27 protein-coding genes are annotated in these 24,852 nt (G+C 66.5%); 2 read left to right on the forward strand and 25 right to left on the reverse strand.

Annotation, left to right across the window (positions count from 1 at the left end; translation table 11 throughout):
- Window positions 1–69 precede the first annotated feature (69 nt).
- The 6 genes from DIE15_RS30685 to rfbB all read right to left on the reverse strand — a co-directional run bounded on the left by DIE15_RS30685 (window position 70) and on the right by rfbB (window position 5,648).
- Window positions 70–1,383, reverse strand: coding sequence for an ABC transporter ATP-binding protein (locus DIE15_RS30685; RefSeq protein WP_124835113.1), 1,314 nt, complete (start codon window positions 1,381–1,383; stop codon window positions 70–72).
- On the reverse strand, window positions 1,373–2,179 hold the full coding sequence (locus DIE15_RS30690) for an ABC transporter permease (protein WP_057926119.1): 807 nt from the start codon (window positions 2,177–2,179) through the stop codon (window positions 1,373–1,375). The genes DIE15_RS30685 and DIE15_RS30690 overlap by 11 nt, the downstream gene beginning before the upstream one ends.
- Window positions 2,180–2,255: 76 nt before the next feature.
- Entirely contained in the window at window positions 2,256–3,152 is an 897-nt protein-coding gene (rfbD, locus tag DIE15_RS30695) for a dTDP-4-dehydrorhamnose reductase (protein ID WP_057926120.1), read from the reverse strand.
- A complete protein-coding gene (rfbC, locus tag DIE15_RS30700) occupies window positions 3,149–3,697 on the reverse strand; it encodes a dTDP-4-dehydrorhamnose 3,5-epimerase (protein ID WP_057926121.1) in 549 nt (182 codons plus the stop codon). Before rfbC ends, rfbD begins: the two co-directional genes overlap by 4 nt.
- Window positions 3,682–4,575 (reverse strand): glucose-1-phosphate thymidylyltransferase RfbA, encoded by an 894-nt coding sequence (gene rfbA / locus DIE15_RS30705; protein WP_057926122.1) that lies wholly within the window; start codon window positions 4,573–4,575, stop codon window positions 3,682–3,684. The genes rfbC and rfbA overlap by 16 nt, the downstream gene beginning before the upstream one ends.
- 11 nt (window positions 4,576–4,586) lie before the next feature.
- Window positions 4,587–5,648 (reverse strand): dTDP-glucose 4,6-dehydratase, encoded by a 1,062-nt coding sequence (gene rfbB, locus DIE15_RS30710; protein WP_057926123.1) that lies wholly within the window; start codon window positions 5,646–5,648, stop codon window positions 4,587–4,589.
- 342 nt (window positions 5,649–5,990) lie between these two features.
- Between rfbB and DIE15_RS30715 the strand changes: the two genes are divergently transcribed.
- Entirely contained in the window at window positions 5,991–6,830 is an 840-nt protein-coding gene (locus tag DIE15_RS30715; RefSeq protein ID WP_057926124.1) for a symmetrical bis(5'-nucleosyl)-tetraphosphatase, read from the forward strand.
- A 34-nt stretch (window positions 6,831–6,864) separates the two neighbouring features.
- Here DIE15_RS30715 and DIE15_RS30720 read toward each other — a convergent pair whose 3' ends face one another.
- The 8 genes from DIE15_RS30720 to DIE15_RS30755 form a co-directional block, all read right to left on the reverse strand.
- The gene (locus DIE15_RS30720; RefSeq protein WP_057926125.1) at window positions 6,865–7,722 is read right to left on the reverse strand and encodes a 1-acyl-sn-glycerol-3-phosphate acyltransferase; all 858 of its coding nucleotides are present in this window, start codon (window positions 7,720–7,722) and stop codon (window positions 6,865–6,867) included.
- 19 nt (window positions 7,723–7,741) lie between these two features.
- Complete coding sequence (locus tag DIE15_RS30725) at window positions 7,742–9,028, reverse strand: dihydroorotase (RefSeq protein ID WP_124835114.1); 1,287 nt, start codon at window positions 9,026–9,028, stop codon at window positions 7,742–7,744.
- A gap of 52 nt (window positions 9,029–9,080) precedes the next feature.
- The gene (locus DIE15_RS30730) at window positions 9,081–10,112 is read right to left on the reverse strand and encodes an aspartate carbamoyltransferase catalytic subunit (protein WP_006400966.1); all 1,032 of its coding nucleotides are present in this window, start codon (window positions 10,110–10,112) and stop codon (window positions 9,081–9,083) included.
- Window positions 10,113–10,186: 74 nt separating this feature from the next.
- Window positions 10,187–10,702: a bifunctional pyr operon transcriptional regulator/uracil phosphoribosyltransferase PyrR gene (gene pyrR / locus DIE15_RS30735; RefSeq protein ID WP_057926127.1), complete on the reverse strand. Its 516-nt coding sequence runs from the start codon at window positions 10,700–10,702 to the stop codon at window positions 10,187–10,189.
- A complete protein-coding gene (ruvX, locus tag DIE15_RS30740) occupies window positions 10,689–11,138 on the reverse strand; it encodes a Holliday junction resolvase RuvX (RefSeq protein ID WP_124835115.1) in 450 nt (149 codons plus the stop codon). Before ruvX ends, pyrR begins: the two co-directional genes overlap by 14 nt.
- Window positions 11,135–11,713 carry a YqgE/AlgH family protein gene (locus DIE15_RS30745; protein WP_006751106.1) on the reverse strand — a complete coding sequence of 193 codons (579 nt, stop codon included), beginning with the start codon at window positions 11,711–11,713 and terminating at the stop codon, window positions 11,135–11,137. The genes ruvX and DIE15_RS30745 overlap by 4 nt, the downstream gene beginning before the upstream one ends.
- 182 nt (window positions 11,714–11,895) lie before the next feature.
- Window positions 11,896–13,197: a hypothetical protein gene (locus tag DIE15_RS30750; protein ID WP_124835116.1), complete on the reverse strand. Its 1,302-nt coding sequence runs from the start codon at window positions 13,195–13,197 to the stop codon at window positions 11,896–11,898.
- Window positions 13,198–13,301: 104 nt separating this feature from the next.
- Complete coding sequence (locus tag DIE15_RS30755) at window positions 13,302–13,472, reverse strand: rubredoxin (protein WP_004186709.1); 171 nt, start codon at window positions 13,470–13,472, stop codon at window positions 13,302–13,304.
- A 253-nt stretch (window positions 13,473–13,725) separates the two neighbouring features.
- Between DIE15_RS30755 and DIE15_RS30760 the strand changes: the two genes are divergently transcribed.
- Window positions 13,726–14,592: a hydroxymethylpyrimidine/phosphomethylpyrimidine kinase gene (locus DIE15_RS30760; RefSeq protein ID WP_057926129.1), complete on the forward strand. Its 867-nt coding sequence runs from the start codon at window positions 13,726–13,728 to the stop codon at window positions 14,590–14,592.
- A gap of 164 nt (window positions 14,593–14,756) precedes the next feature.
- On the opposite strand, the gene groL is transcribed toward DIE15_RS30760, so the two are convergent.
- From groL to DIE15_RS30820, 11 genes are all read right to left on the reverse strand, one after another.
- Entirely contained in the window at window positions 14,757–16,397 is a 1,641-nt protein-coding gene (gene groL, locus DIE15_RS30765) for a chaperonin GroEL (RefSeq protein WP_057926130.1), read from the reverse strand.
- Between the two features lie 46 nt (window positions 16,398–16,443).
- The gene (locus DIE15_RS30770; RefSeq protein WP_011544732.1) at window positions 16,444–16,737 is read right to left on the reverse strand and encodes a co-chaperone GroES; all 294 of its coding nucleotides are present in this window, start codon (window positions 16,735–16,737) and stop codon (window positions 16,444–16,446) included.
- 374 nt (window positions 16,738–17,111) lie between these two features.
- Window positions 17,112–17,621 (reverse strand): SRPBCC family protein, encoded by a 510-nt coding sequence (locus DIE15_RS30775; RefSeq protein WP_124835117.1) that lies wholly within the window; start codon window positions 17,619–17,621, stop codon window positions 17,112–17,114.
- Between the two features lie 30 nt (window positions 17,622–17,651).
- Window positions 17,652–18,284, reverse strand: a complete 633-nt coding sequence (locus DIE15_RS30780; RefSeq protein WP_057926132.1) for a hypothetical protein — start codon at window positions 18,282–18,284, stop codon at window positions 17,652–17,654.
- The gene (locus tag DIE15_RS30785) at window positions 18,281–18,703 is read right to left on the reverse strand and encodes a quinol oxidase (protein ID WP_124835118.1); all 423 of its coding nucleotides are present in this window, start codon (window positions 18,701–18,703) and stop codon (window positions 18,281–18,283) included. The genes DIE15_RS30780 and DIE15_RS30785 overlap by 4 nt, the downstream gene beginning before the upstream one ends.
- Window positions 18,704–18,731: 28 nt before the next feature.
- Window positions 18,732–19,514 (reverse strand): anti-sigma factor, encoded by a 783-nt coding sequence (locus tag DIE15_RS30790; protein ID WP_057926134.1) that lies wholly within the window; start codon window positions 19,512–19,514, stop codon window positions 18,732–18,734.
- A complete protein-coding gene (locus DIE15_RS30795) occupies window positions 19,514–20,029 on the reverse strand; it encodes a sigma-70 family RNA polymerase sigma factor (protein WP_124835119.1) in 516 nt (171 codons plus the stop codon). Before DIE15_RS30795 ends, DIE15_RS30790 begins: the two co-directional genes overlap by 1 nt.
- A gap of 54 nt (window positions 20,030–20,083) precedes the next feature.
- On the reverse strand, window positions 20,084–20,443 hold the full coding sequence (locus tag DIE15_RS30800) for a hypothetical protein (RefSeq protein ID WP_057926220.1): 360 nt from the start codon (window positions 20,441–20,443) through the stop codon (window positions 20,084–20,086).
- A 291-nt stretch (window positions 20,444–20,734) separates the two neighbouring features.
- Window positions 20,735–22,048, reverse strand: a complete 1,314-nt coding sequence (locus DIE15_RS30805) for a hypothetical protein (protein ID WP_409364321.1) — start codon at window positions 22,046–22,048, stop codon at window positions 20,735–20,737.
- 440 nt (window positions 22,049–22,488) lie between these two features.
- Complete coding sequence (locus DIE15_RS30815; protein WP_057926137.1) at window positions 22,489–23,733, reverse strand: FAD-binding oxidoreductase; 1,245 nt, start codon at window positions 23,731–23,733, stop codon at window positions 22,489–22,491.
- Between the two features lie 67 nt (window positions 23,734–23,800).
- On the reverse strand, window positions 23,801–24,580 hold the full coding sequence (locus DIE15_RS30820) for an ABC transporter substrate-binding protein (protein ID WP_057926138.1): 780 nt from the start codon (window positions 24,578–24,580) through the stop codon (window positions 23,801–23,803).
- Window positions 24,581–24,852 lie beyond the last annotated feature (272 nt).

Genomic DNA, 24,852 nt, shown 5'->3' on the forward strand with positions numbered 1-24,852 from the left:
CCTGATTGATTCCTCGTGCAGATCCGCACGCCTGCCCCGGCGCCGGACCCCCTGCCGGCCGACGCTGCGTCAGGCCACCGTCTTCGACAACAGCCGCGTCTGGACTTTGTTGTCGAAATGTACGGCGCCGTACAGCGGCAGGTAGGTGCCGCGCGAGACGTTGAACTGCACGGCGATCGGCACATGATCGCACGTGTCGACCTGGCCGATGCTCAGGTCCGTCGGCACCGACGTCGCCGCGCTGATGCTGTAGTCACCGCCGCGCAGCGACACCTTGAACGTCCAGTCGACCACGTGGACTTCGCCCGCGTGCACGTCGTACAAATGCGCATGCTCGAGACCTGTGTCCGAATACGCGATATCGAAACCGTTCTTGTCGCGCAGGTGATAGCCGAACGCGAGCAGCGGCAGATCTTCCTCGACGCTTACGACCATTCTCAGCGTCACGGTGTCGCCGTATGTGACCTGGCGCGTCACGCGCCCCTGTTCGTTCAGCAACTGAACGTTGACGAAGCTCGCACGGCCGTTGCGGAGGCGCTGGAACGCCGCCTGCTTCTGGAACTCGTCCGCACCGTCGTTGAGGTCGGCATCGAGCTCGGCAATCTGCGTCGCCGGCACATCGGCGTCCTCGATTACGTGCTGCTTCTTGCGGACGTAGGAGGAGTAATACGATTCGATCACATGGTCCGTCGAGCCGACGGCCAGCATGTTGCCGTGATCGAGCAGGATTGCGCGGTTGCACAGCGCCTTCACCGAGCCCGGATCGTGGCTGACGAACAGCAGCGTCGTGCCGCGATCCATCAGCTTCTTCATCACCGCCATGCACTTCGCCTGGAACAGCGCGTCGCCAACCGACAGTGCTTCATCGACGATCAGGATGTCCGGGTTGACGTGAATCGCGACCGAGAAAGCCAAGCGCACGTACATGCCCGAAGAATAGGTCTTCAACGGCTGGTTGACGAAATCGCCGATTTCGGAGAAATCGACGATCGCCGGATATTTCTCTTCCAGCTCTTCCTCGCTCATCCCGAGAATCTGGCCGTACAGCATCACGTTCTCGCGGCCGGTGAATTCGGGGTTGAAGCCCGACCCGAGTTCGAGCAGCGCGGCGACCTTGCCGTTCGTTTCGACGTTGCCGGCGCTCGGCGCGAGCGTCCCCGAGATCACCTGGAGCAGCGTCGACTTTCCGGAACCGTTGTGACCGACGATCCCCACCGTCTCACCACGTGCGATGTCGAACGAAATGTCGCGCAGCGCCCAGAATTCCCGGTAGTACTGCTTGCGGGCGCCGAACAGCATCTGCAACAGGCGCGCGCGCGGGCTATCGTAAATATGAAAGACCTTGCTCAGATCCTTCACGCTGACTGCGAGATCAGAGGACATCTGCGAATCCTTTCCTCGTGCGATTAAACCATTGGTAGCCCAGCGCCGCGACACCGACACTAATGACCATCATCAACAACACACCGGTCCAGCTCGGCACGGTTCCAAAGATCACGACGTTGCGGCTTTGCTCGATGACGAACGCGAGCGGATTCATCCCGACGATACGCTGGTAATGGGCCGGCAGCGAACTCACCGGATAGAACACCGGTGTCAGGAACATCAGCACCGTCGTCACGAGCCCGATCGACTGCCCGATGTCCTGAATGAACACGCCCAGCGACGCCAGGAACCAGCAGACACCGAGGGTAAATAGGATGAACGGCAACACGATCAGCGGGAAATAGAGGATCGTCGCGTGTACGGGAAAGCCCAACACGACCATCGCGAGCACCAGCACGCAGAAGCTGATCGCGGCATGGAACAACGCGACGAGCAACGCGACGACCGGCAGCACCTCAAGCGGAAACACGACCTTCTTCACGTAGTTCGCGTTACTGATGATGAGCGACGGCGCACGGTTCACGGCTTCCGAGAACACCTGGAACATGATCATTCCGACGAACAGCACGACGGCGAATTCGGTCTTCGAATCGGATCCGGTATTCCAGCGCGCCTTGAAGATCACGCTGAACACGAACGTGTAGACGGTCAACAGCAGCAGCGGGTTGAAGAACGACCACAGCAGGCCGAGTACCGAGCCGCGGTAGCGGCCGACCACCTCGCGGCGCGCCATTTGGAGGATCAGGCGACGATGCCGCCAGATGGGAAGTGATGGTTGAATGAGTTCCCGCATGACAATCTCTAGCTAGGCCATGCCGCACGCACGACGCGGCATGAATTGTGATGTGCGCCGCCCGGACTGGGCGGCATCAGGCATCGAACAGTTCCGCAAGGACGAGCGCAAGCCCGTCCGACCACTGCGGTCGATGCAATCCGAAACGCTCGTCGAACCGCGTGTTGTCGAGCACCGAAAAGGTCGGACGCGTGGTCTTCGCCGGATATTCGGCCGCGGAGATCGGCTGCACTTCCCGGATCGACAGGTCGATCTGCGGGGACAGGCGTCTGGCGCCGGCGAAAATGGCTTCGGCAAACGCGTGCCAGGTCGTCGCGCCTCGCGCGGTCATGTGATACAGGCCACTCGAGAACGATCCCGCCCGACGCTCGGCAAGCGCTTTCGCCGCCGCATGCGCAGTCAGCTCGGCAATCATGCGCGCGCTCGTCGGCGCGCCGAACTGGTCGCTGACGACGGACAGCATCTCGCGACTCGCCCCCAGCCGGAGCATCGTGCGCAGGAAATTCTGCCCGCGCGACGCGTACACCCACGACGTGCGGAACACGAGCCAGTCGCCACCGGCTTCGGCGATCGCCTGCTCGCCCGCCAGCTTGCTCGCGCCATAGACGTTCAGCGGGCACACGTCGTCGCTTTCGGCGTACGGCGTCCGCTTGCTTCCGTCGAACACATAGTCGGTCGAGAAATGAATCAGCAATGCGCCGCGCTTGCGGGCGGCCTGCGCGAGCGAGGCCACCGCGTCGCGGTTGATCGCGAACGCGACATCGGGCTCGTCCTCGGCGCGATCCACCGCCGTATAGGCGGCCGCATTGACCACGAGATCGGGTGCGAGCGCGTCGATATACGTACCGACGGCAGCCGCGTCGCCGAGATCGACGACGTCACGCGTCGCGGCGACCACTTCACCCAGCGGCTGCAACGCGCGGACGAGTTCCCACCCGACCTGCCCGTTCGCCCCCGTCACGAGAATCTTCATGCGTAGGTCTCCAGATCCGCCAGGACGGTGCCGGCGAGATCCTTCGGTGCGACCACCGGATCGCCGTCGAGCGGCCAGTCGATGCCGACCTGAGCATCGTTCCACAGCAGCACGCGCTCGAATTCGGGATACCAGAAATCGGTCGTCTTGTACTGAAACGTCGCCGTCTCGGACATCACGAGGAAGCCGTGCGCAAATCCGGCCGGCACCCACATCTGCAGGTGGTTTTCCGCGGACAGTACGCGGCCGACCCATTTGCCGAATGTCGGAGACGAACGGCGCAGATCCACGGCAACGTCGAACACTTCGCCTTCGACGACGCGGACCAGCTTGCCCTGCGCATGGCTGATCTGATAGTGCATCCCGCGCAGCACAGATTTGCCGGAGCGCGACTCGTTGTCCTGAACGAACTCGACATCTGCAACCTGCTCACGGAATTCCCGCTGGTTGAAGCTCTCGAAGAAGTACCCGCGAGCGTCACCAAAGACCCTGGGTTCGATCAACTTGACGTCTGGAATTGCGGTGGAAGTTACCGTGATTGCCATAGAATCTTGTCCGTCAGTAGGTTCTTCAGATATTGCCCGTACCCGTTCTTGGCAAGCGGCGCGGCAAGTTCCAGCAGGCGCTCGGCATCGATCCAGCCCATTCGGTATGCAATTTCCTCCGGACACGCGACCACGAGGCCCTGGCGCTTCTGCAAGGTCGCGATGAAAGCCGCGGCCTCCATCAGCGAATCGTGCGTGCCGGTATCGAGCCACGCATAGCCGCGCCCCATGATCTCCACCCGCAGCTTGCCCGCCGCGAGATAACGGGAATTGACGTCGGTGATTTCGAGTTCGCCGCGCGCCGACGGCTTGATGTCGGCAGCAATGTCGCACACGTCGTTGCCGTAGAAATAGAGGCCGGTCACGGCGTAGCGCGAGCGCGGCTGGAGCGGCTTCTCCTCGATCGACAGCGCATGCATCTGGTCGTCGAATTCGACGATGCCGTAGCGCTCCGGATCCTGCACGTGATAGGCAAACACGGTCGCGCTATCGGTGCGTGCGTTGGCCGCGAGCAACTGCTTGGCGAGATCGTTGCCGTGGAAGATGTTGTCGCCGAGCACGAGCGCGCTCGGATCGTTGCCGATGAAGTCCCGCCCGATGATGAACGCCTGCGCGAGCCCGTCCGGCGACGGCTGGACCGCGTACTGCAGGTTCATCCCCCACTTCGAGCCATCGCCCAGCAACGCCTGGAAGCGCGGCGTATCCGCCGGCGTCGAAATGACCAGCACGTCGCGAATGCCCGCGAGCATTAGCGTCGAAAGCGGGTAGTAAATCATCGGCTTGTCGTACACCGGGAGCAGCTGCTTCGACACCGAGTAGGTAATCGGATATAGCCGCGTACCCGAGCCGCCCGCCAGAATAATGCCTTTACGTGCCATCGATCAGACCCTCACGTGCGTTGCGCGTAATTCGTTTCAACCCACTTGCGGTAATCGCCCGACACGACGTCGTCCACCCATGCCTGGTTGTCGAGGTACCAGCGCACGGTCTTCGCGAGCCCCGTCTCGAACGTCTCGGCAGGCTTCCAGCCGAGCTCGCGCTCGAGCTTGCGCGCATCGATCGCATAACGGCGGTCGTGGCCCGGACGGTCCTTCACGTAGGTGATCTGCTCGCGATAAGAACCCGTCGCCTTCGGCCGCGCCGCGTCGAGCAGATCGCACAGCGTATGCACGACGTCGAGGTTCTTCTTCTCGTTCCAGCCGCCGATGTTGTACGTCTCGCCCGGCACGCCGCGCGCGAGCACTTCGCGGATCGCGCTACAGTGATCGCCGACGTACAGCCAGTCGCGTACGTTCTGGCCATCGCCGTAGACCGGCAACGGCTTGCCCGCGAGTGCATTCGCGATCATCAGCGGAATCAGCTTCTCCGGGAACTGGTACGGGCCGTAGTTGTTCGAGCAGTTAGTCGTGAGTGTCGGGAGGCCGTACGTATGATGATACGCACGCACCAGGTGATCGGAGCCTGCCTTCGTCGCCGAATAGGGGCTGTTCGGTGCGTACGCGGTCGTCTCCGAGAATTGCGGATCGGTCGCGGACAGCGAACCGAACACCTCGTCGGTCGATACGTGGAGAAAGCGGAATGCCGCCTTGTCCGTATCGCTCAGGCCGTTCCAATGCGCACGCGCCGCTTCGAGCAGCGTGAACGTGCCGACGACGTTGGTCTGCACGAAATCGGCCGGCCCGTGGATCGAGCGGTCGACGTGGCTTTCGGCGGCAAAGTGAATCACGGCACGTGGCTTGTGCTCGGCAAACAGCGCATCGAGTGCCGAGCGATCGCAGATATCGACACGGGCGAACACATGATCCGGATTCCCGTCCAGCGGTGCCAGCGTACGCAGGTTGCCCGCATAGGTCAGCTTGTCGACATTGAGCACGGCCTCGCCGGAAGCCGCTATCCAGTCAAGTACGAAATTGGCACCGATAAAACCCGCGCCGCCGGTAACCAGGATCATGAAACTTCCTCTAGCAATAATATGCGGCGCGCCTGGCAGACGCGCATCGCACTTCTCGTCATGTCACAGTGGCCAAGTCTCGGCCGATCAGGCCCGGCATTTTAACCGGTCGCCATGACCGGCAAAGTCACGAGATGTTAATTTCGGAGCGAAAATATCAATTATAGGAATCGAACCGGCACCCACTCCATGCTGCTAACAACTTGATACAGCGCCCCGGCCTTTGGCGCCACGAAAAATCCCATACCCCGTGGACGGCCCGCTGTGGAACGACCTTTGCGCCATGCGCGTGTTTGTGCGATTTTTTTCTCAGCCCACCCGATTCGTCACGATCCGCCCCTCATGCTTCCTATCCCCATCGCCATCGGCGACATCCAAGGCTGTCATTCGGCTTTCCAGTCATTGTTCGAAAAGCTTTCGGTCCCTAATGACACCCCGCTGTGGGTCGCCGGCGACATCGTCAACCGCGGCCCGGCCTCCCTCGCGGCATTGCGCGCGCTGGTCGACCTCGGCCCGCGTGTAACTGCCGTCCTCGGCAATCACGACCTCCACCTGCTCGCGGTTGCAGCGGGCATCCGCACCGAACGCCCCGGCGACACGATCGGCGAGATCCTCGACGCACCCGACGCCGACGCGCTGCTCGACTGGGTGCGCCACCGTCCGTTCGCCCATTTCGAAGACGGCAAACTGCTCGTCCACGCGGGCGTACTGCCGCAATGGGACGTCACGCTCACCCTCGAACTCGCTGACGAACTGCAGCGCGCGCTATGCGCGCCCGACTGGCGTGAAACGCTGCAAAACCTGTACGGCAACGAGCCGAACCAATGGAACCCGAACCTGAAAAAACGCGACCGGATGCGCGTCGCGTTCAATGCGCTCACGCGCCTGCGCTTCTGCACGCCCGACGGCGCGATGGAGTTCAAGGCGAACGGCGGCCTCGACAGCGCGCCGCCCGGCTACCTGCCGTGGTTCGACGTGCCGGGCCGCCGCACCGAAGACGTGACGGTCGTGTTCGGCCACTGGGCCGCGCTCGGCCTGATGCTGCGCGAGAACGTCATCGCGCTGGATTCGGGGTGTGTGTGGGGAAATCAGTTGTCGGCCGTGCGACTGACGGCTGACCCGGCCCAGCGGACGGTCACGCAGGTGCAATGCGAAGCGTGCCGCACGCCCGGCGGCGACTGACACGCGCGGCGACGCGCGTGAACGAAACGACGCGTCAGCCTTCGCGCCCCGGCACCGGCTCCTCGGCCGCGGCATCGCCCGCCGCGCCGGCGCCGATTTCGGTTGCCGGATATGCATGCTTCTCGAGTTCCGCGAGCGACTCGGGCGACGGCTTGCCGACCTTCGCCTGCAGCGTCTCGAGCGCGGCCGCGATCGCATCGCGCGCGGCCGCGGACGTCGTGCGACGATCACCACCCGGCGGAATCGGCTCGCACACGTACAGGTGCGCGACGAGCGGGCCGCCGCGCAACACCATGTCGAGCGACATGCCGAGCGACAACTCGCCCGTATAGGCCGGCGCGACCGACTGCCGCCGCCGCGCGTCCTCGTACATCAGGCAGATCGGCTGCACCGCGCAGCCGGCCGACACCGCAGCCTGGAACAGGTTCGCATGAAACGGCAACAGAGCCTGCCCGTCCGACGTCGTGCCCTCTGGAAACACGCACATCACGCCGCCGTTGCGCAACCGGTCGGCCATCTCGTGCATGACCCGCATCGCCTCGGTGCGCTTCTCGCGCTGCAGGAACACGGTGTCGAGCTTCTCGGCCAGCCAGCCGACCACCGGCCACTGCCGCACCTCGGCCTTCGACACGAACGGCGTCGGCCGCCACGCGTTGACTGTGTAGATGTCGAGCCACGACACGTGATTGCCGACGACGAGCGCGCCCGCGTCGAGACGCGCCCCATCGTTGTGGACGACGAGGCGCATCCCGCAGATCCGCAGCAGCTTGAGCGACCAGCGGCGCGTGAGCTCGAGGCGCCGCGCGGGGCTCACGTGCGAAAAGCGCAGCGCGACGATCGCCATGCCGCGCAGCAGGTGAAAGACGAGGCGCAGCTTGCGAAGAGCGGTCATGGCGAGGATCCGGCGTGGTTCAGTGACGCTCGAACGCGACCTGCCCCGCCACGAGCGTCGCACGCACGCAGGCCGGCAGTTCGTAGCCGAGGAACGGCGAGTTGTGGCCCTGGCTCTTCAGCGCACGCGGCTCGACACGCCAGTGCGCGCGCGGGTCGAATACGCACAGGTCGGCCGCGCCGCCTTCGGCCAGGCGGCCGGCCGGCAACTGCAGCACGTCGGCCGGCGCGGCCGTGATGCGGCGCAGCGCCTGCGCGAGCGGCGTGTTCGTTTCATCGGCCCACTTCACCGTGAGCGACAGCAGCAGTTCGAGCCCCGTCGCACCCGGCGTCGCTTCGGCGAACGGCAGCAGCTTCTCGTCATCGTCGACCGGCGTGTGATCGGAGCAGATCGCGTCGATCGTGCCGTCGGCGAGCGCCGCGCGAATCGCTTCGCGATCGCGCTCGCTGCGCAGCGGCGGATCGAGCCGGAACTGCGAATCGAAGTAGCCGATGTCGACGTCGATCAGGTGCACATGGTTCACGCCGACGTCGCACGTCACGGGCAGCCCCTCGGCCTTCGCCTCGCGCACGAGCGCGAGGCCGGCCGCCGACGACAACCGTGCGAGGTGCACGCGCGCGCCGGTCACGCGCATCAGTTCGAAAATCGTGTGCAGCGCGATCGTCTCGGCCGCGACCGGCACGCCGGACAGCCCGAGGCGGGACGCAAGCGCACCGCTCGCAGCGACGCCGCCGCGGCCGATGAATGCGTCTTGCGGGCGCAGCCACGTGGTGTAGCCGTAGGTGCTCGCGTACTGCAGCGCACGCAGCAGCACCTGCGTGTCGCGCACCGGCACGGTGGCATGCGTGAAGCCGACGCAGCCCGACTCGGTCAGCGCGACCATCTCGGTGATCACTTCGCCCTTGAGGCCGACGGTGAGCGCGCCGAGTGGATGCACGTTCGCCTGGTGCAGATTGCGCGCGCGGAACTTGAGCATCTCGACGAGGCCCGGCTCGTCGAGCACGGGGTCGGTGTCCGGCGGGCACACGAGGGTCGTGACGCCGCCCGCGACGGCCGCGGCCATCTCGGACGCGAGCGTCGCCTTGTGCTCGTAGCCGGGCTCGCGCAGGCGCGCGCACAGGTCGACGAGACCGGGCGCGACGATCAGGCCCGACGCGTCGATCGTCTTCTCCGCGTTGAAGCCGGCCGGCGCTGTACCGGCCTCCGCGAGCGCGGCGATCTTGCCGTCCGCGACGAATACGTCGGCCTGCCGTTCGGTGCCGGCGACCGGGTCGATCAGCGTGCCGCCTTGGATATGAATCTTCATGCGCTGTCTGTGAATGCGTTGATTGCGTGAATAAGGATGCGCGAAGGCGAGCTCAGTCGTTGTTGCCGGCGACGATGCCCATCACCGCCATCCGCACGGCGATGCCGAACGTGACCTGGTTGAGGATCACCGACTGCGGACCGTCGGCAACCTGCGAGTCGATCTCGACGCCGCGGTTCATCGGGCCGGGGTGCATCACGATCGCGTCGGGCGCGGCGAGCGCGAGGCGCTCGGGCGTCAGGCCCCAGGTCTTGAAGTACTCCTGCGCGGACGGCAGCAGCGCGCCGCTCATCCGCTCGTTCTGCAGGCGCAGCATGATGATCACGTCGACGCCCTTCAGCCCTTCGTCGAGGTTGTGGAACACCTTCACGCCCATCTGCTCGAGACCGCCCGGCAGCAGCGTGCGCGGGCCGATCGCGCGCACTTCCGGCACGCCGAGCGTGGTGAGCGCATGGATGTCCGAGCGCGCGACGCGCGAATGCAGGATGTCGCCGACGATCGCCACGCGCAGCTTCGTGAAGTCGCGCTTGTAGTGGCGGATCGTGTACATGTCGAGCAGGCCCTGCGTCGGATGCGCATGACGGCCGTCGCCGGCGTTGATCACGTGCACGTGCGGCGCGCAGTGCTCGGCGATCAGGTACGGCGCGCCGCTCGACGCGTGGCGCACGACGAACAGGTCGGCATGCATCGCCGACAGGTTGTTGATCGTGTCGAGCAGCGACTCGCCCTTGCTCGTCGACGACGCGTTGATGTTCAGGTTCAGCACATCGGCCGACAGGCGCGTCGCGGCGATCTCGAAGGTCGTGCGCGTGCGCGTCGAGTTCTCGAAGAACAGGTTGAACACCGACTTGCCGCGCAACAGCGGCACCTTCTTCACCTCGCGGTCCGTCACGCTGACGAACTGCTCGGCCGTATCGAGAATGTGGTTGACGATCGAGCGCGGCAGGCCCTCGATCGACAGCAGGTGTTTCAGCTCGCCGTTTTTCGTGAGCTGCGGGTTGCCCTTCAGGAAACCGTAGCGGAACCGCTCGGGGCTCGCGGCCGCAGCGGGATTGCCGGTGCGGCCAGTGGTGTCGGTGGTCATGGTGTGCGTGATTCCAACTATGCAAACGGGCCGCGGCGCGAACCGGCGGCCCGGGATACGGTTTCGCGGTCCGCTCAGGCGCCGTGCGCCTCGATGCGCAGCGTGAGCTGCGCGGCTTCGTCGCGCTCGAGCACGAGCGTCGCATCGGCCGGCACGTCGAGCGTGCCGCCCGCGAAGCGCGCGGCGACCGGCAGCTCGCGGCCGCCGCGATCGGCAAGCACCGCGAGCTCGACCGCGGCCGGACGGCCGTAGTCGAACAGTTCGTTGAGCGCGGCGCGCACGGTGCGGCCGGTGTACAGCACGTCGTCGACGAGCACGATGCGCGCGCCGTCGACCTCGAACGGCAGCGACGTCGGGCTGGCCTGGCTGTGCAGCCCCTTCTTCGCGTAGTCGTCGCGGTGCAGCGCGACGTTCACGACGCCGAACCCCGGTGCGCCGAGATCGCGCGCGAGGCGCTCGGCGAGCCAGGCGCCGCCGCTGTGAATGCCGGCGAGCCGCGGGCCGCCCGGCTCGGCGAAGGCCGTGCCGTAGGCGTCGCGGATCTGGTCGAGCAGGACGCGGTAGAGCGCGTCGGCGTCAATGGTGCTCATGGTCGGACAATTGATCGAGATACTGTTGAAGGATCACGCGCGCGGCCTCGGCATCGAGCATCTCCGTGCGTGCGCGGCCGCGCACGTTGCGCTCGCGCAGCCCGGCCTCGGCCTCGACCGACGAATAGCGTTCGTCGACCCACGTGACGGGCAGCCCGAAGCGGCCATTCAGCTGGTTGCCGAAGCGCTTCGCCTGCTGCGTCATCTCGTGCGGCGTGCCGTCCGGATGCATCGGCAGGCCGACGACGAGCGCATCCGGCCGCCATTCGGCCAGCAGGTCGCCGACCGCCTTGAAGCGGTGCTCGCGGTTCAGGTTGGGAATCACGACGAGCGCGCGGGCCGAGCGCGTCAGCGCATTGCCGATCGCGACGCCGATCCGCTTCTCGCCGTAGTCGAACGCCAGGAGCGTCGCATCGCGCGCGCTCGCGCCACTCATGCGTGCCCTGCTTCGCCGGACAGCATCGACGAGCTGACGCCGAGCAGGCCGAGCGCGGCTTCGAAGCGTTCCTCGGCCGGCGTGTCGAACACGATGCGCGGATCGGCGGCCACGGTCAGCCAGCCGTTGCGGGAAATTTCTTCCTCGAGCTGCCCTGCGCCCCAGCCTGCATGGCCAAGCGTCAGCAGGAAACGCTTCGGGCCGGTGCCCGTTGCGACCGCCTCGAGCACGTCCTTCGACGTCGTCATCTCGAGCCCGCCCTCGACCGACATGGACGAGTTGTAGTTCGCGCCCTCGACCGGCTCGTGAAGCACGAAGCCGCGCTCGGTCTGCACTGGGCCGCCGAAGTACACGGGAATGTGCAGCAGCGGCTCGATGTCGAGTTTCAGGTCGATGCGATTGAACAGCGATTCGAGGTCGATGTCGGTGGGACGATTGATGACGAGGCCGAGCGCACCGCGCTCGCTGTGATCGCAAAGATAGACCACCGTTCCCGAAAACGTCGGATCCGCCATGTTCGGCATGGCGATCAGGAACTGGTTGGTGAGATTGATGCGATCGGAAGGCTTTGACATGGTTTGAATTTTAGCAAAGACGCCGCGACCTGACCGGGCCGCGATCAACAAGCAACGCCGCGCGACGCTGGCAACGACGCACGCGGATCACACGGCACTCTAACACGCGCGCGGGCGCTGTCGGCAGCGTGTTGCCGGCCCGCGCGGCAAGGGCTGCTGTGGTGTACGCGCCCCGTTGCGCGTCAGATCCGGCCGAGCGCCGTGCCGAGCGCCTCGGACGCCGCCGTGAGGTCCGGCGGCGCGACCCCCGCGGCAATCTTCAGCAGCGCGGCACGCAGCATGTCGGACGCGCGACCGTGCGCATCGCGCCCGCCGTCGGCGAGCGGCACGCCGTGCGCGGCACGGCGCCACGCCAATCCAAGCGTATCGGCCAGCAGCGCCGCGTGACCGAGCCCGAGCGCGCACGCGGCCGTACCGACCCGATAGGCGGCCGCGGATGCGCGCCATGCGGCCCCCGCATCGGCCGCGGCCGGATCGATCGCGAGTTCGGCCATCGACGCATCGGCCGTCTGCAGGAAATCCTCATATGCATGCGCGTTGACGGTCACGACCCCGAGCATGCGGGTGGGCGCCGCCGCGACCGCGTCATGCTCGGCCCGCGCGGCGCCGGCCTCCCACAGCGCCTCGGACGCGGGCGTGCCGGCGACGTGCCAGTCCACGGTCAGGCCATAGTCGTGCAGTACGTCGACGAGCGCGACATCCTCGGCGGCCGCGCCGAACAGCGCGAAATCGCGCCATAGCAGTGCGACCGTTTCGCGCACGAGTGCCGGCGGCGCATGGCGCCTGCCCTGCACGTGCTCGCCGAGCAGCAGGTTGGTCCGGGCGAGGAAACGTTTCAGTTCGGGCGCGGCGCTGGCACGCAGCGCGCGCAGGCACGCGGCGGCGAGCCGCCAGAAGTCGTACGGGCCATCGGCAGCCAGCGCGGTCAGGGTCGTATCGAGTTCGTCGAGTGCCGCGTCCGGCGTGCCATTCGGCGCGCGCAGCACGCCGAGCAGCGCCTGTTCGTAGCGGGCCCGGGCCCGGCTTGCGAACGCGTCGGGCAACGCACGCAGCGTCGCCGGCGGCATTGCGCGCCCGACGAGTGCCAGCACGTCGAGCGACACGCTCGCATGCAGATCGGCCGCGCTTTGGGCGCGCAGCGTACGAAAATGGTCGAACAGAAGCGGCGAACAGGCCAGCTCGCGCAGATTGTGACGCCCGATCGCCGCGCGGAAATCGCGCAACGCGATGCGCCAGGCGGCGGAACCCGGTTCGGCGGCGACGAGCGGCGCCGTGGCGGCCAGTTGCCCGGCGAAACGGGCGGCCGGCAGCCAGCCGGCCTCCGCCAGTACGGCGGCTGCGGCCGACAGCGGCGCGGCCGCGTCGTCGCGACGCTCGAATGCGTCGACGGCCGCCGCGAGCCACGCATCGGCCGCGCGCACGGCCCCGCCGCGCGGGTTGGGCAGTGCGTCAGGGTGGGAAACGTTCGCCGGATCGGACGTCATGGACACGCGCGCCTGTCATCGTCAAGTCGCTCGCGCCGGCCGCGGCGCACAAGCGCCGGGCAACCGCGAGGCCGGAGCGGTGTGTCCGTGGGCCAAGGGTCCGGTCAGATCTGGACCATCTCGAAGTCTTCCTTGCGAGCGCCGCATTCGGGGCACGTCCAGTTGATCGGGACGTCTTCCCAGCGCGTGCCCGGGGCGATGCCCTCTTCGGGCAGCCCGGCTTCTTCGTCATAAATCCAGCCACAAATCAGGCACATCCAGCTCTTGTATTCCATCTTAAGCCGCGTCGGGAAAGTCGGTAAATTCGGGAGCCATGATGGTACCGTGTCGGGGCCGGACTGCCTAGCAATCGCACTGGAGTGCGGCAACTACGTTGCGCTGCGCTAAAAAATCCGTCGTGCGGGCCGGATTCCGCCGCATAATGGCTGGAAAGTGCGGCCTGCCGGGCAACACAGGGCCAAACCGCCCACTTCGCCTCGCCGTCCGCAGCTCCGTCGCTTCCCCGTTTTTTTCTTGCCCCATTTTTACATGTCCAGCAACGCCCCTCCGATCGTCCTCACCTTCGGCCTGTCCGATCCCACCGGCGGCTCCGGCCTCCAAGCCGATCTGATGACCCTGGCGAGCATGGGCTGTCACGGCGTGTCCGTCCTGACGGGCTATACCGTGCGCGACTCGGCCGCCTGCGACGAAGTGACCGGCCTCGATCCCGATGTCGTCGTCGCCCAGGCGCGCATGCTGCTCGAGGACATGCCGGTCGCCGCGTTCAAGATCGGCGCGGCGACGCGCGCGGAAGTCGTGAGCGCGATCGCCGAAGTGGTCGCCGACTACGACGGCGTGCCGCTCGTGCTCGCACCGGATTTCACGCTCGACGACGAGCACGTGCTCGCCGCCGACGACCTGCGCGAATCGATCGCCGACCTGCTCGCGCCGCAGACGACGCTGCTGGTTGCCGACCACGCGACGCTGATCGCGCTCGCGCAGCCGGACGGCGACGCCGAGGCGCCGAATCTCGACGCGGCCGTGTCGCACCTGCTGTCACAGGGCTGCGAGTACATCCTGTCGTCGGAGACGGGCTCGCACCGGCTCGTCAACACGCTGTACGGCGAGGAAGGCCAGCTCCGCGAAGACATGTGGGATCGCTCGCCGCACCGGCTGATGGGTATCACCGACACACTCGGCGCGGCGATCGCGGCACTGCTCGCGAACGGCCAGGAGCCGCCCGAAGCGGTGCGCGAAGCGCAGGAATACCTGTACCAGGCGGTGCGCGACGCGTTCCGGCCCGGCATGGGCGCGCACCTGCCCGACCGGTTCTTCTGGGCGCGCAGCAACGATGATGCGGACACGCCGCCGGCCGTGAAGGCCGACCCGGTACCGAGAACGTCGCACAGGCATTGACGCCCGCACGGCGGCCCTTCGCCGCCGTGGCGTGCCATTGCTTCGGGGCGGCATGTACGCTCTTTTTCACGCGTGCATAAAAAAAGACCCGCATCGCTGCGGGTCTTTTCTTTTGGCTGGAACGCGCATCGCTGCGCGCTCCGGACACCATCGACCGAAGTCGATTACATGTCCATGCCCATGCCGCCCATGCCGCCCGGCATGCCGCCCGGCATCGGTGCGTCTTCCTTCGGCAGTTCTGCGACAGCAGCGTCCGTCGTCAGCAGCAGGCCTGCAACCGAAGCTGCGTTCTGCAGTGCGGTACGCGTGACCTTGGTCGGATCGACGACGCCGGCTTCAACCATGTCGACGTACTCGCCCGTTGCTGCGTTGTAGCCGTAGTTGCCCGTGCCTGCAGCCACTGCCGCCACAACAACGCTCGCTTCTTCGCCGCCGTTCGTGACGATCTGGCGCAGCGGCTCTTCCATTGCGCGCAGCACGATCTTGATGCCGGCGTTTTGGTCAGCGTTCGCGCCGGTCAGGGCTGCGATCGCGGTGCGAGCGCGGATCAGCGCAACGCCGCCACCTGCCACGATGCCTTCTTCCACAGCTGCGCGCGTTGCGTGCAGTGCGTCTTCGACACGTGCCTTCTTTTCCTTCATTTCGACTTCGGTCGCAGCACCAACCTTGATCACTGCCACGCCGCCGGCCAGCTTGGCCACGCGCTCTTGCAGCTTTTCACGGTCGTAGTCCGACGTCGCTTCTTCGATTTGCGTGCGAACTTGCTTGACGCGCGCTTCGATGTTCACGGCTTCGCCTGCGCCGTCGATGATCGTCGTGTTTTCCTTGCCCACTTCGATACGCTTCGCCTGGCCCAGTTCTGCCAGCGTTGCCTTCTCGAGCGTCAGGCCGGTTTCTTCCGCGACGACTTGACCGCCGGTCAGGATCGCGATGTCTTCCAGCATCGCCTTGCGACGATCGCCGAAGCCCGGCGCCTTGACCGCAACGGTCTTCAGGATGCCGCGGATGTTGTTGACGACCAGCGTTGCGAGCGCTTCGCCTTCGACGTCTTCAGCGATGATCAGCAGCGGACGGCCAGCCTTCGCGACTTGCTCGAGCACCGGCAGCAGATCACGGATGTTCGACACCTTCTTGTCGTGCAGCAGCACGAACGGGTTGTCGAGGACGGCGACTTGCTTGTCCGGGTTGTTGATGAAGTACGGCGACAGGTAGCCGCGGTCGAACTGCATGCCTTCGACGACGTCGAGTTCGTCGGCGAGCGACTTGCCGTCTTCGACGGTGATCACGCCTTCCTTGCCGACCTTGTCCATCGCTTCAGCGATGCGATCGCCGATCGACGTGTCGCTGTTCGCCGAGATCGAGCCGACCTGTGCGATTTCCTTGTTCGTCGTGCACGGCTTGCTGATCTTCTTCAGCTCTTCGACAGCCGCTGCGACTGCCTTGTCGATGCCGCGCTTCAGGTCCATCGGGTTCATGCCCGATGCGACGTACTTCATGCCTTCGCGGACGATCGATTGCGCGAGGACGGTTGCCGTCGTCGTGCCGTCGCCGGCGTTGTCGCTGGTCTTGGAAGCCACTTCCTTGACCATTTGCGCGCCCATGTTCTGGAGCTTGTCCTTCAGTTCGATTTCCTTCGCGACCGACACACCGTCCTTGGTGACCGTCGGGCCGCCGAAGCTGCGCTCGAGCACGACGTTACGGCCCTTCGGACCCAGCGTGACCTTGACTGCGTTGGCGAGAATGTTCACGCCTTCGACCATCTTCGAACGGGCGGAATCGCCGAATACGACGTCTTTAGCTGCCATCTTCTAACTCCTTGAATTCTTGGGAATATGTACCGTCAGTGGACGCTTACTTCGCGTTGACCACGGCCATGATGTCTTCTTCGCGCATGACCAGCAGTTCCTGGCCGTCGACCTTCACGGTCTGACCAGCGTACTTGCCGAACAGCACGCGATCGCCGACCTTCACGTCGAGCGCGATCGGCGCGCCCTTGTCGTCACGCTTGCCCGGGCCGACCGCGAGGATCTCGCCTTGATCCGGCTTTTCAGCTGCAGCTTCGGGGATCACGATGCCCGAGGCGGTCTTGGTTTCTTGATCCAGGCGCTTGACGATCACGCGATCGTGCAAAGGACGAAGGTTCATATTCACTCCTCTCTTGAATGAGATTGAAGAACGCTTAGGGAATCTGCCCGGCGGATCGCCCGGCAGAGAATTGTTAGCACTCTCGTGCAGCGAGTGCTAATTATATGGACGGGTTTTGACAAATTCAAGAAGGGGAGCCGGAGGTTTTTTCGCCCGGGGCGAGACGGCGAAAAAACGGGGGCAAAACTGAAAAAATCCTTTTGAAACAATCAAGTAGACATCAATCCCGCGCTCCGGAAGCGAGCACGATGCGGGATATCCCTGCCATCGCACCGATTTGACACGGGGTAAGCACTGAGTTCCCGCGGTCGTCCGGCATCGCATGAAAAAAACTGCCCGGGCGCCGACGGGGCCACATTTCCGGCACCGGACCGTCACGTGTCGGGACAGCCCGCGACCGGCTGGAACGTCCGGCCGTCGGTCTCGACCGTCGCGCCGAGCAGCCGCGCGAGCCCTTTCGCGCCTTCGCGCATCACGACGTCGTGGTTCCAGATGAACAGCGGGCGCGCAACCGGCTCCAGCCAGTTCATCCAGCGCTCGCGCGTACGGATGTGCCAGTCGTAGCGCACGACGGTACGCGTGCCGTCGCCCGCGAACGACCAGCGGCCATCGCCTTCGATCGCGCCGCTCGCGCGGCCTTCGAGCACATGCGGCCGCTCGACGCGCAGCACGCGCATGTCGAAGGTCAGCTGGTACGGCAACGCACCTTTCCACGTGTATCGCTGCAGCGCGCCGACGCCGCGCACGTCGCCGCACTCGATCTCGACGGTCCGTACCGCGCCCTTCCACCAGTCGGGCCAGCGGTCGACCTGGTAGATTGCATCCCAGACCGCCGCGAGCGGCGCGTCCACGCGCCACGTCGTCGAAAACCGGTATTCCGCCATGCAGCCTCCGGCACGTGTCGGGATCAGGGATCAGGGCGCGAAAAAGCGAGCGGGAAACGCGACGTCGATCTCGACGTCGTCGAGTGTCACCGTTTCGAGCGGGTCGCCGTCGCCGTCTGCGAAGCTGACGACCTTCAGCGGAAAGCCGTCCTCGGTGTCCAGCCACAGCCGGTAGCGATGCACGCCGCCGACCACGTGCGCGGGCGCGCCCGTCACCGACACGCGCAGCGTGGCCCGGCCGCCGACAGTTTCCTCGCCTTCCGTCACCGTCGCACCGCCCTGCTGCAGCGCATGCACGTTGCGCAGCAGCGCGCCGACGTCCGACCGGTCGACGCGATGGCCGCTGCGGTCGCGCACGAGCGGATTGGACGGCGACAGCGTCAGCGCGGGCGGCGCATGCTCGCCGAACGGACGCAGCCGGACCTTGCCGTCGCCGGGATCGTACGCGAGCACCGCGCCGTGATGGGGCGACACGAAGTCCATCCGGACGAAACCCGGTTTCAGGTACGCATAATGGAATTCGGCGTGCTCGCCGCTGCGCGCCGACGAGCGGATCGTCGCGCGGTACGAGCGGACCTGATCGAAATGCGCCTGCGCGACGCTCACGGGGTCGGCTGTCATGCTCACTCCTATCAGGCTCGCGGCCAGCCATGCTGCGATCATGGCGCCGCCTCGACGTCGAGCACGCCTTCCATGCCGCGCTCGCGATGGCTGCGCAGGAACAGCAGCCGATGCGTGCAATAGTAGGCGAAGCGACCAGGCTCCGTCGGCGTGAAGCGCAAGATGCGCGGCGTCGTGCCCAGTTCGGTGTGCACCGCGATGCCGGCCTGCGGCGCAGCGATCTCGAAACTGTGCGGCACGACACCCGGTTCGGCCGATACCGTCAGTTCGACCGGCACATGCGCGCGGACGATCACGTGGTTCGGACGAAAGAAATAGCTGCCGCCGACGATCGTCACCCGCTGCACGCCATCGGCATCGACCGGCACGCGCACCGGGGCGTCGCCGTCCGCCCGTGCAAGCCCGGCGCCCGCCGCGAGCACCGCCACTATCGTCGCCACCATCGCCGTCTTCGCGTTCATCCTCTGCTCCCTGCCGATGCCGCGTGCGTCACCCCTTCCATGCGTCGGTCGGCCCGCCGAGTGCGCCGCACGCGTCGATCGCGAGCTCGCGCAGGCGCCGTTCGTCGCCTCGGCCGGACAGCGCATAACCCATGCCGCGATCCGACCAGAAGTACGTGTAGCGGCCGTCGGCCGACATCGCCTGCGGTGTGAGGCGCCGCGCGTCGTAGGCCGTCATGTACAGCGTCACGCGCGCGCCGTCCGCACGCTGGTACATCAGCTGTGCGGCCGGCCCCGCGTCGCCCGGCAGCAGCCGGCCGCCCAGCAGCGCATAGCCGTATTCGTCGAGCGACGGTGCGCGCACGGGCCGGCCGAGACGCGCGGACAGCCACCCGGCCAGGCGCGCCGGGTCGCGGGCGTCGATTTCGACCGGGTGTTCACGATCGGCCGCGTACACCGCATACGCGACATCCGCGCGCGCGGCGAACGCCGGTTCGACGCCGAATGCCGTCCAGCCCGCGTGCAGCGCGATGCCGAGCACCAGCCCGGCCGCCAGCCCCGCGAACGCGTACGCGACCATGCGCCGGCGCGACGCGCGCCGCTGCACGAACAATGCCGGTGCGGCGGCCGGCAGCGGGAACAGCGCGCGCAACGCGTCGCGCTGCGCGCCGTAATGCGCGAACCGGTCGGCTTCCCGCGGATCGGACTGCAGCCGCTCGAGCACCTCGCGGCGCTCCTGTCCGGACAGCTCGCCGTCGAGCAGCGCCGACAGCAGCTGGGCCGATGCAGCGTCGTCCCGATCGTTCGAAGGTTTGCGCGGATCGTCGTCCATCATGTCTTCCCGATCACCCGTAACGCGGCCGTGCCGTGCGCCGGCGGCTCGCCGGACAGCAACGTACGCATCTGTTCACGCGCCCGCGACAGCCGCGACATCACCGTCCCCACCGGCACGCCGAGCACCTGCGCGGCGTCGCGGTAGCTCAACTCCTCGAGCGCGACCAGCAGCAGCACCTCACGCTGCTCGACGGGCAGCCGGTACAGCGCGCGCTGCACGTCGCGCAGCATCAGGCCGCCGATCTCGTCGGCCGGCGCAGCCATCGTCTGCCACGGCGCGGTCGCGTCGTCGACCGCGATCTCGCGCCGCGCGCGCAACTGGTCGATGAAGCGGTGGCGCAGCAGCGTCAGCAGCCATGCGCGCAGATTGCCGCCGTCGCGCGGCGGCCGGTTCAGCGCGCGCTCGAGCGTGTCCTGCACGAGATCGTCCGCCCAGGCCCGATCGCCCGTCAGCGCACGCGCGTACCGCGTGAGATGCGGCAGCCATACCAGCAGGTCCGATTCGTAGCTCATCCGGATGCCTTGCGCGTCGCCGCGCCGTCAGCCCCTCGGTCCGTCCGTCAGTTCTCAGGGACGCGCGACGTGCCACATGCCGCCGATTCCGTCGCCGCCCGCGTCGCCGGCCTTGTGGTCCATTTTCCAGCGATACAGCGGGCGCCCGCGGTACGCCCATTGCTTCTTGCCGTCGTCGCGCGCGACGAGGCTCAGCGCGCCCGACGGCTTGTCGTATTCGTCGGCGAGCGCCGGCGGCCAGTTGGCCGCGCAGGTGCCGCTGCACGTGCTCTTGCCCGGCGCGTCGTGATCGAACACGTACAGCGTCATGTGATCTTCGTCGACCAGTTTCCCGTCGCCGGCCTGCGGCGGCTCGGCGGCCGCGGGCCGCGCGATCGCGGCCGTCAGCGCGATGGCGAACAGCATCGTCTTCATTTCCGTCTCCTTGGCATGGCGTTGCGGCACGGCACCGCCGGACGGGGGTCGACTTCGTCATGACCATTATCCCGCCGTCCGGTTACGCCGCGACTCGGTATGTAAACGGACGGACGCGGCCGGTTATTCCATGCCGCCCCACAATAGGCGGCGGCAACCGCGCACGCCCATGCCTCCGACGAAGCCGATCGGGAACCCAAAAGAAAACGCGGCATGACATTGCTGTCATGCCGCGTTGCGCGTCCTGTTGCGCGCGGCAGGCGATGGATCGCCGCCGCGCGTTCCGGCCGGTTACTTCGGCAGGGCGCCCGTCACCGCCTGGAGCAGCGTCGACACCGGTGCGAGCGGGTTGTTCGCCGAGCTGCTGCCCGAGTGCGGCGTGACCGACAGGCCCGGCGCGGAACCCAGCGCCGGGCCGACCGCATTGACGATCGTCGCCGTGCTGCCCGCCGCGCCCGAACCGAGCAGGCTGCCGCCCGCGCCCGACAGCGTGTTGACGACCTGGTTCACGACGCCCTGTACCGGAGCGAGCGGGTTCGTGCCGCCGAGATTGCCCAGGGCGCCCGTCACCGAGCTGACCGCATTGCTCAGTGCGCCGACCGGATTGCTGCTGCCTAGCGTGTTGACGACCTGGTTCACGACGCCCTGCACCGGGGCGAGCGGGTTCGTGCCGCCGAGATTGCCGAGTGCACCCGTGACCGAACCGAGGGCACCGGTCAGCACGCCAGCCGCGTTGCCGCCCGTCGGCAGCGCGTTCTGCAGGCCGCTGACGAGGTTCGTGATCGGCGCGATCGGGCTGCCGCCGCCAGCGCCCGACAGCGTGCCGACGACCTGGTTCACGACGCCCTGTACCGGAGCGAGCGGGTTCGTGCCGCCGAGATTGCCGAGCGCACCCGTCATCGAATTCACCGCGTTCGTCAGTGCACTGGCCGGGTCGCCGTTGCCGAGCGTGCCGGCGAGTTGCGTAACGACGCCTTGCACCGGTGCCAGCGTGCTCGACGCGCCACCGATGTTGCCGAGCGTACTCGTGATCGGGTTGACCGCGTTGCCCAGTGCGCCGGCCGGATTGCCGCTGCCCAGCGTGCCCGTGACCTGGTCGACGATGTTCTGGATCGGCGTCAGCGGGTTCGCACCGCCGACGTTGCCCAGTGCGCCCGTTACCGTGCCGAGCGCGCCGGTGAGCGTACCTGCCGGGTTGCCGCCGCCAAGTGCCCCGGTCACTTGATTCACCACGCCGTGCACCGGCGCCAGCGGCGTCACCGAGCCGCCACCGCCGCCGCCGAGCGCGCCCGTCAGCGCATTCGCCGCGCCCGACAACGCCTGCGCCGGATTACCCGGCAACGTCTGAATCTCGCCCGCCCCGCCCGCCGCCACGGTGACCGAACCCAGCGGCGACGTGCCGGTCACGGCCAGCCCGATCGATACGCTGTTCGTCGGCGGATTCACGATCACTTGCGGAATCGGCAGCGTGTCGAGCGGCCCCGCGATTGCCGAACCGGAAGCCAGTACCCCGAATACCGTCGCGACCGACAGCGCCACACCCGTCAATTTATGATTTTTTCCCATCGTTACCCCATCTCGGTTGGCACTACGTTGATAAAGCATGGGGACGGACTGCACGAAGCGTGCCACCTCGATAAACGGATTCATTCTTTGGCTTATTGCAAGCCAATAACGTTTTTTATATGGGTTATCGGTAAAAAAACGAGTCGCGACGCACCAATCTTCCGACGAAAAAGGCGTAGGGAGCGCGGATGTAACGTAACGTTTGCGAGGCTCAAAGTAACGTGTTTCGGTACATTTTTGCTCACATCGGAACGGGCCGTTACGAAGCGACGCCGGATTACTCTGACGGCCCGCCTATTTCGCATTGCATCCCCATGGAAATGCATTGATAAATCGCGTGTTTTCTTATTTTCTTAATTGCGATTTATTTCCGATCAATTACGCAGATAATTTCCGGCCGATCGGTTTTCGACAATTCGAACAGGCAAATGAAAAACCGTGACGGCCGCACGCGCGGCGGCCGTCGTGCCGCGATGGGCTCAGCCGAAGCGCGCGGGCCGGTACGGATGGGGATCGATATAGGTCGGCGCGCCCGTCATCATCTCGGCGAGCAGACGCCCGGTCGCGGGGCCGAGCGTGAGTCCGTGGTGGCAATGGCCGAACGCGAACCACAGATGACGATGGCGCGGCGCAGGCCCGATCACCGGTCGCATGTCGGGCGTGCACGGCCGCATCCCGAGCCACGGCGCCGGATCGAGCCGTTCGCCGATACCGAACGCGTCGCGCGCCAGCGGCTCGGCGCGCGCGAGCTGCACGCCCGTCGGCGGCGCACCGCGCAACGCGATCTCGACGCCGGTGGTGAGCCGCAGGCGGCCACCCTCCATCGGCGCGACGACGAAGCCCTCCTCGGTATCGCACACGGGCACGTTCAGTGGCGCGCGGGTCGGCCGGTAATGCATGTGATAGCCGCGCTTCACGCGCAGCGGAATCCGGTAGCCAAGCGGCGCGAACACGTGATCGGACCAGGGCCCGAGCGCGACCACGGCCGACCGGGCCGAAATCGGCCCGTGTTCGGTATCGACCTGCCAGCCGTCGCGCACCTGCGCGAGCGTCGTCGCGTCGCCGCGCACGAACGTGCCGCCGTCGCGCTCGAACAGCCGCGCGTACGCCTTCGTGAGGCCGCCGGGACTCGACACGGTCTTCGGGTCCTGCCAGTGGAATGCGCCGCAGAATGCGTCGCCGATGCCGGGCTCGCGCTCGCGCAACGCGCGCGCATCGAGCACACTCATCCGCAGCCCGTGCGCATCGGCCACCCGCTGCTGCGCGCGCGTTTCCGCATCGAACAGCGCGGGCGAACGGAACGCCTCGAGCCACCCGCCGTCATGCACGAGCGGCTGCGCGTCGGTGCGCGCGAGCAGCGCGTCGTGCTCGACGACGCTCGCCGCGACGAGCGGCAGCATGTCACGCGCGGCCGCCGCGAGCCGCTGCGGCGACGATTCGCGCCAGAAGCGCGCGAGCCAGCCCGCGTATGCGGGCAGCGCCTTGTAGTCCCAATAGAGATCGACCGAGCGGTTGCGCGCATAGCGCAGCAGCGTGTCGAGCCGGCGCGGGAACGCGTAAGGCACGACCGACGAGCGCTCGATCAGCCCGGCATTGCCGTGGCTCGTTTCCTCGCCGGGCGCGCGCCGGTCGACGAGCGCGACGCGCAACCCGCGATCCTGCAGATGCAGCGCCGACGACACGCCGACGATGCCGGCCCCCAGAACGATGACGTCGAAATCCATGCTTCCCCGTACTGCGTCGAGATTCGGTGCGACGCGCGCCGGCACCGCGGCCGGCGCGCGGCCAGGCTTACTTCGCGACGATGTCGCGCTTGAAGTACTTCTGCGACAGCGCGCTCAGCGTGCCGTCCTTCTTCAGCGCGTCGAGCGCGCCGACGATCTTCGCCTGCAGCGCCTTGTCGCCCTTGCGCATCCCGAAGCCGGTGCCTTCGCCGAGCGTCGCGGGATCCTTCAGCGGCTCGCCGACGATCTGGTAGTCGCGGCCGGCCGGCTTGTCGAGGAAACCGTCCTGGGCGGTCTGCGCTTCCTGCACGGCCGCGTCGAGACGACCGGCGACGAGATCCGCGTAGATCTGGTCCTGGTCCTGATACGACACGACGTCCACGCCCGCATTCGCCCAGTGCGCCTTCAGGAAATCCTCCTGCGACGAGCCCTGCAGCACGCCGACGTGCTTGCCGCGCAAGCTCGCGGCATCGGGCCGCAGCGGCGAGCCGCGGTGCGCGACCATCACGATCGGCACCACGTAGATGGCCGGCGTGAAGTCGATGCTCTGCTTGCGCTTCGCGGTGATGTTCATCGCCGAATTGATCGCGTCGAACTTGCGCGCCTGCAGCGCCGGGATCAGCCCGTCGAACGCATTCTCGACCCACACGCATTTCATGTTCAGCTTCGCGCAGACCGCATTGCCGACGTCGACGTCGAAGCCCTGCAACTGGCCGGCCGGCGTCTTGCTCTCGAACGGCGGATAGGCGGCTTCGATCCCGAAGCGCAGCGTGGTCTGTTCCGCGTGGGCCGTGACGGCCGCGCACGCAAGCGCCGCGACGGCGCAGAGGGAAAGCTTCCAGTTCATGACGGATGTCCTTCGATTCCGGATTGAGGCGATGAAGACCGGTCGTGCGACGCCGTTGCCGGGCGCCGGATCGGCATGCGATCCAGCCGGCCGCCATGCGGCGACACGCTGGTCTGCACGCAAAATATAGACTCTTAGTCTACTATAGACTATAGGGGATACGATAATCGCAGCGCGGTCGCCCCCTGCCGAAATTCTGTCGATCGCGCCAAACACCTTTGATTTGTCGATGTTTTTTCTGCTACAGGCGACGTGACCGAGTCACGAAAAGA

It is taken from the genome of Burkholderia sp. Bp9031, from assembly GCF_003857965.1.
Lineage (GTDB): Bacteria > Pseudomonadota > Gammaproteobacteria > Burkholderiales > Burkholderiaceae > Burkholderia > Burkholderia ambifaria_A.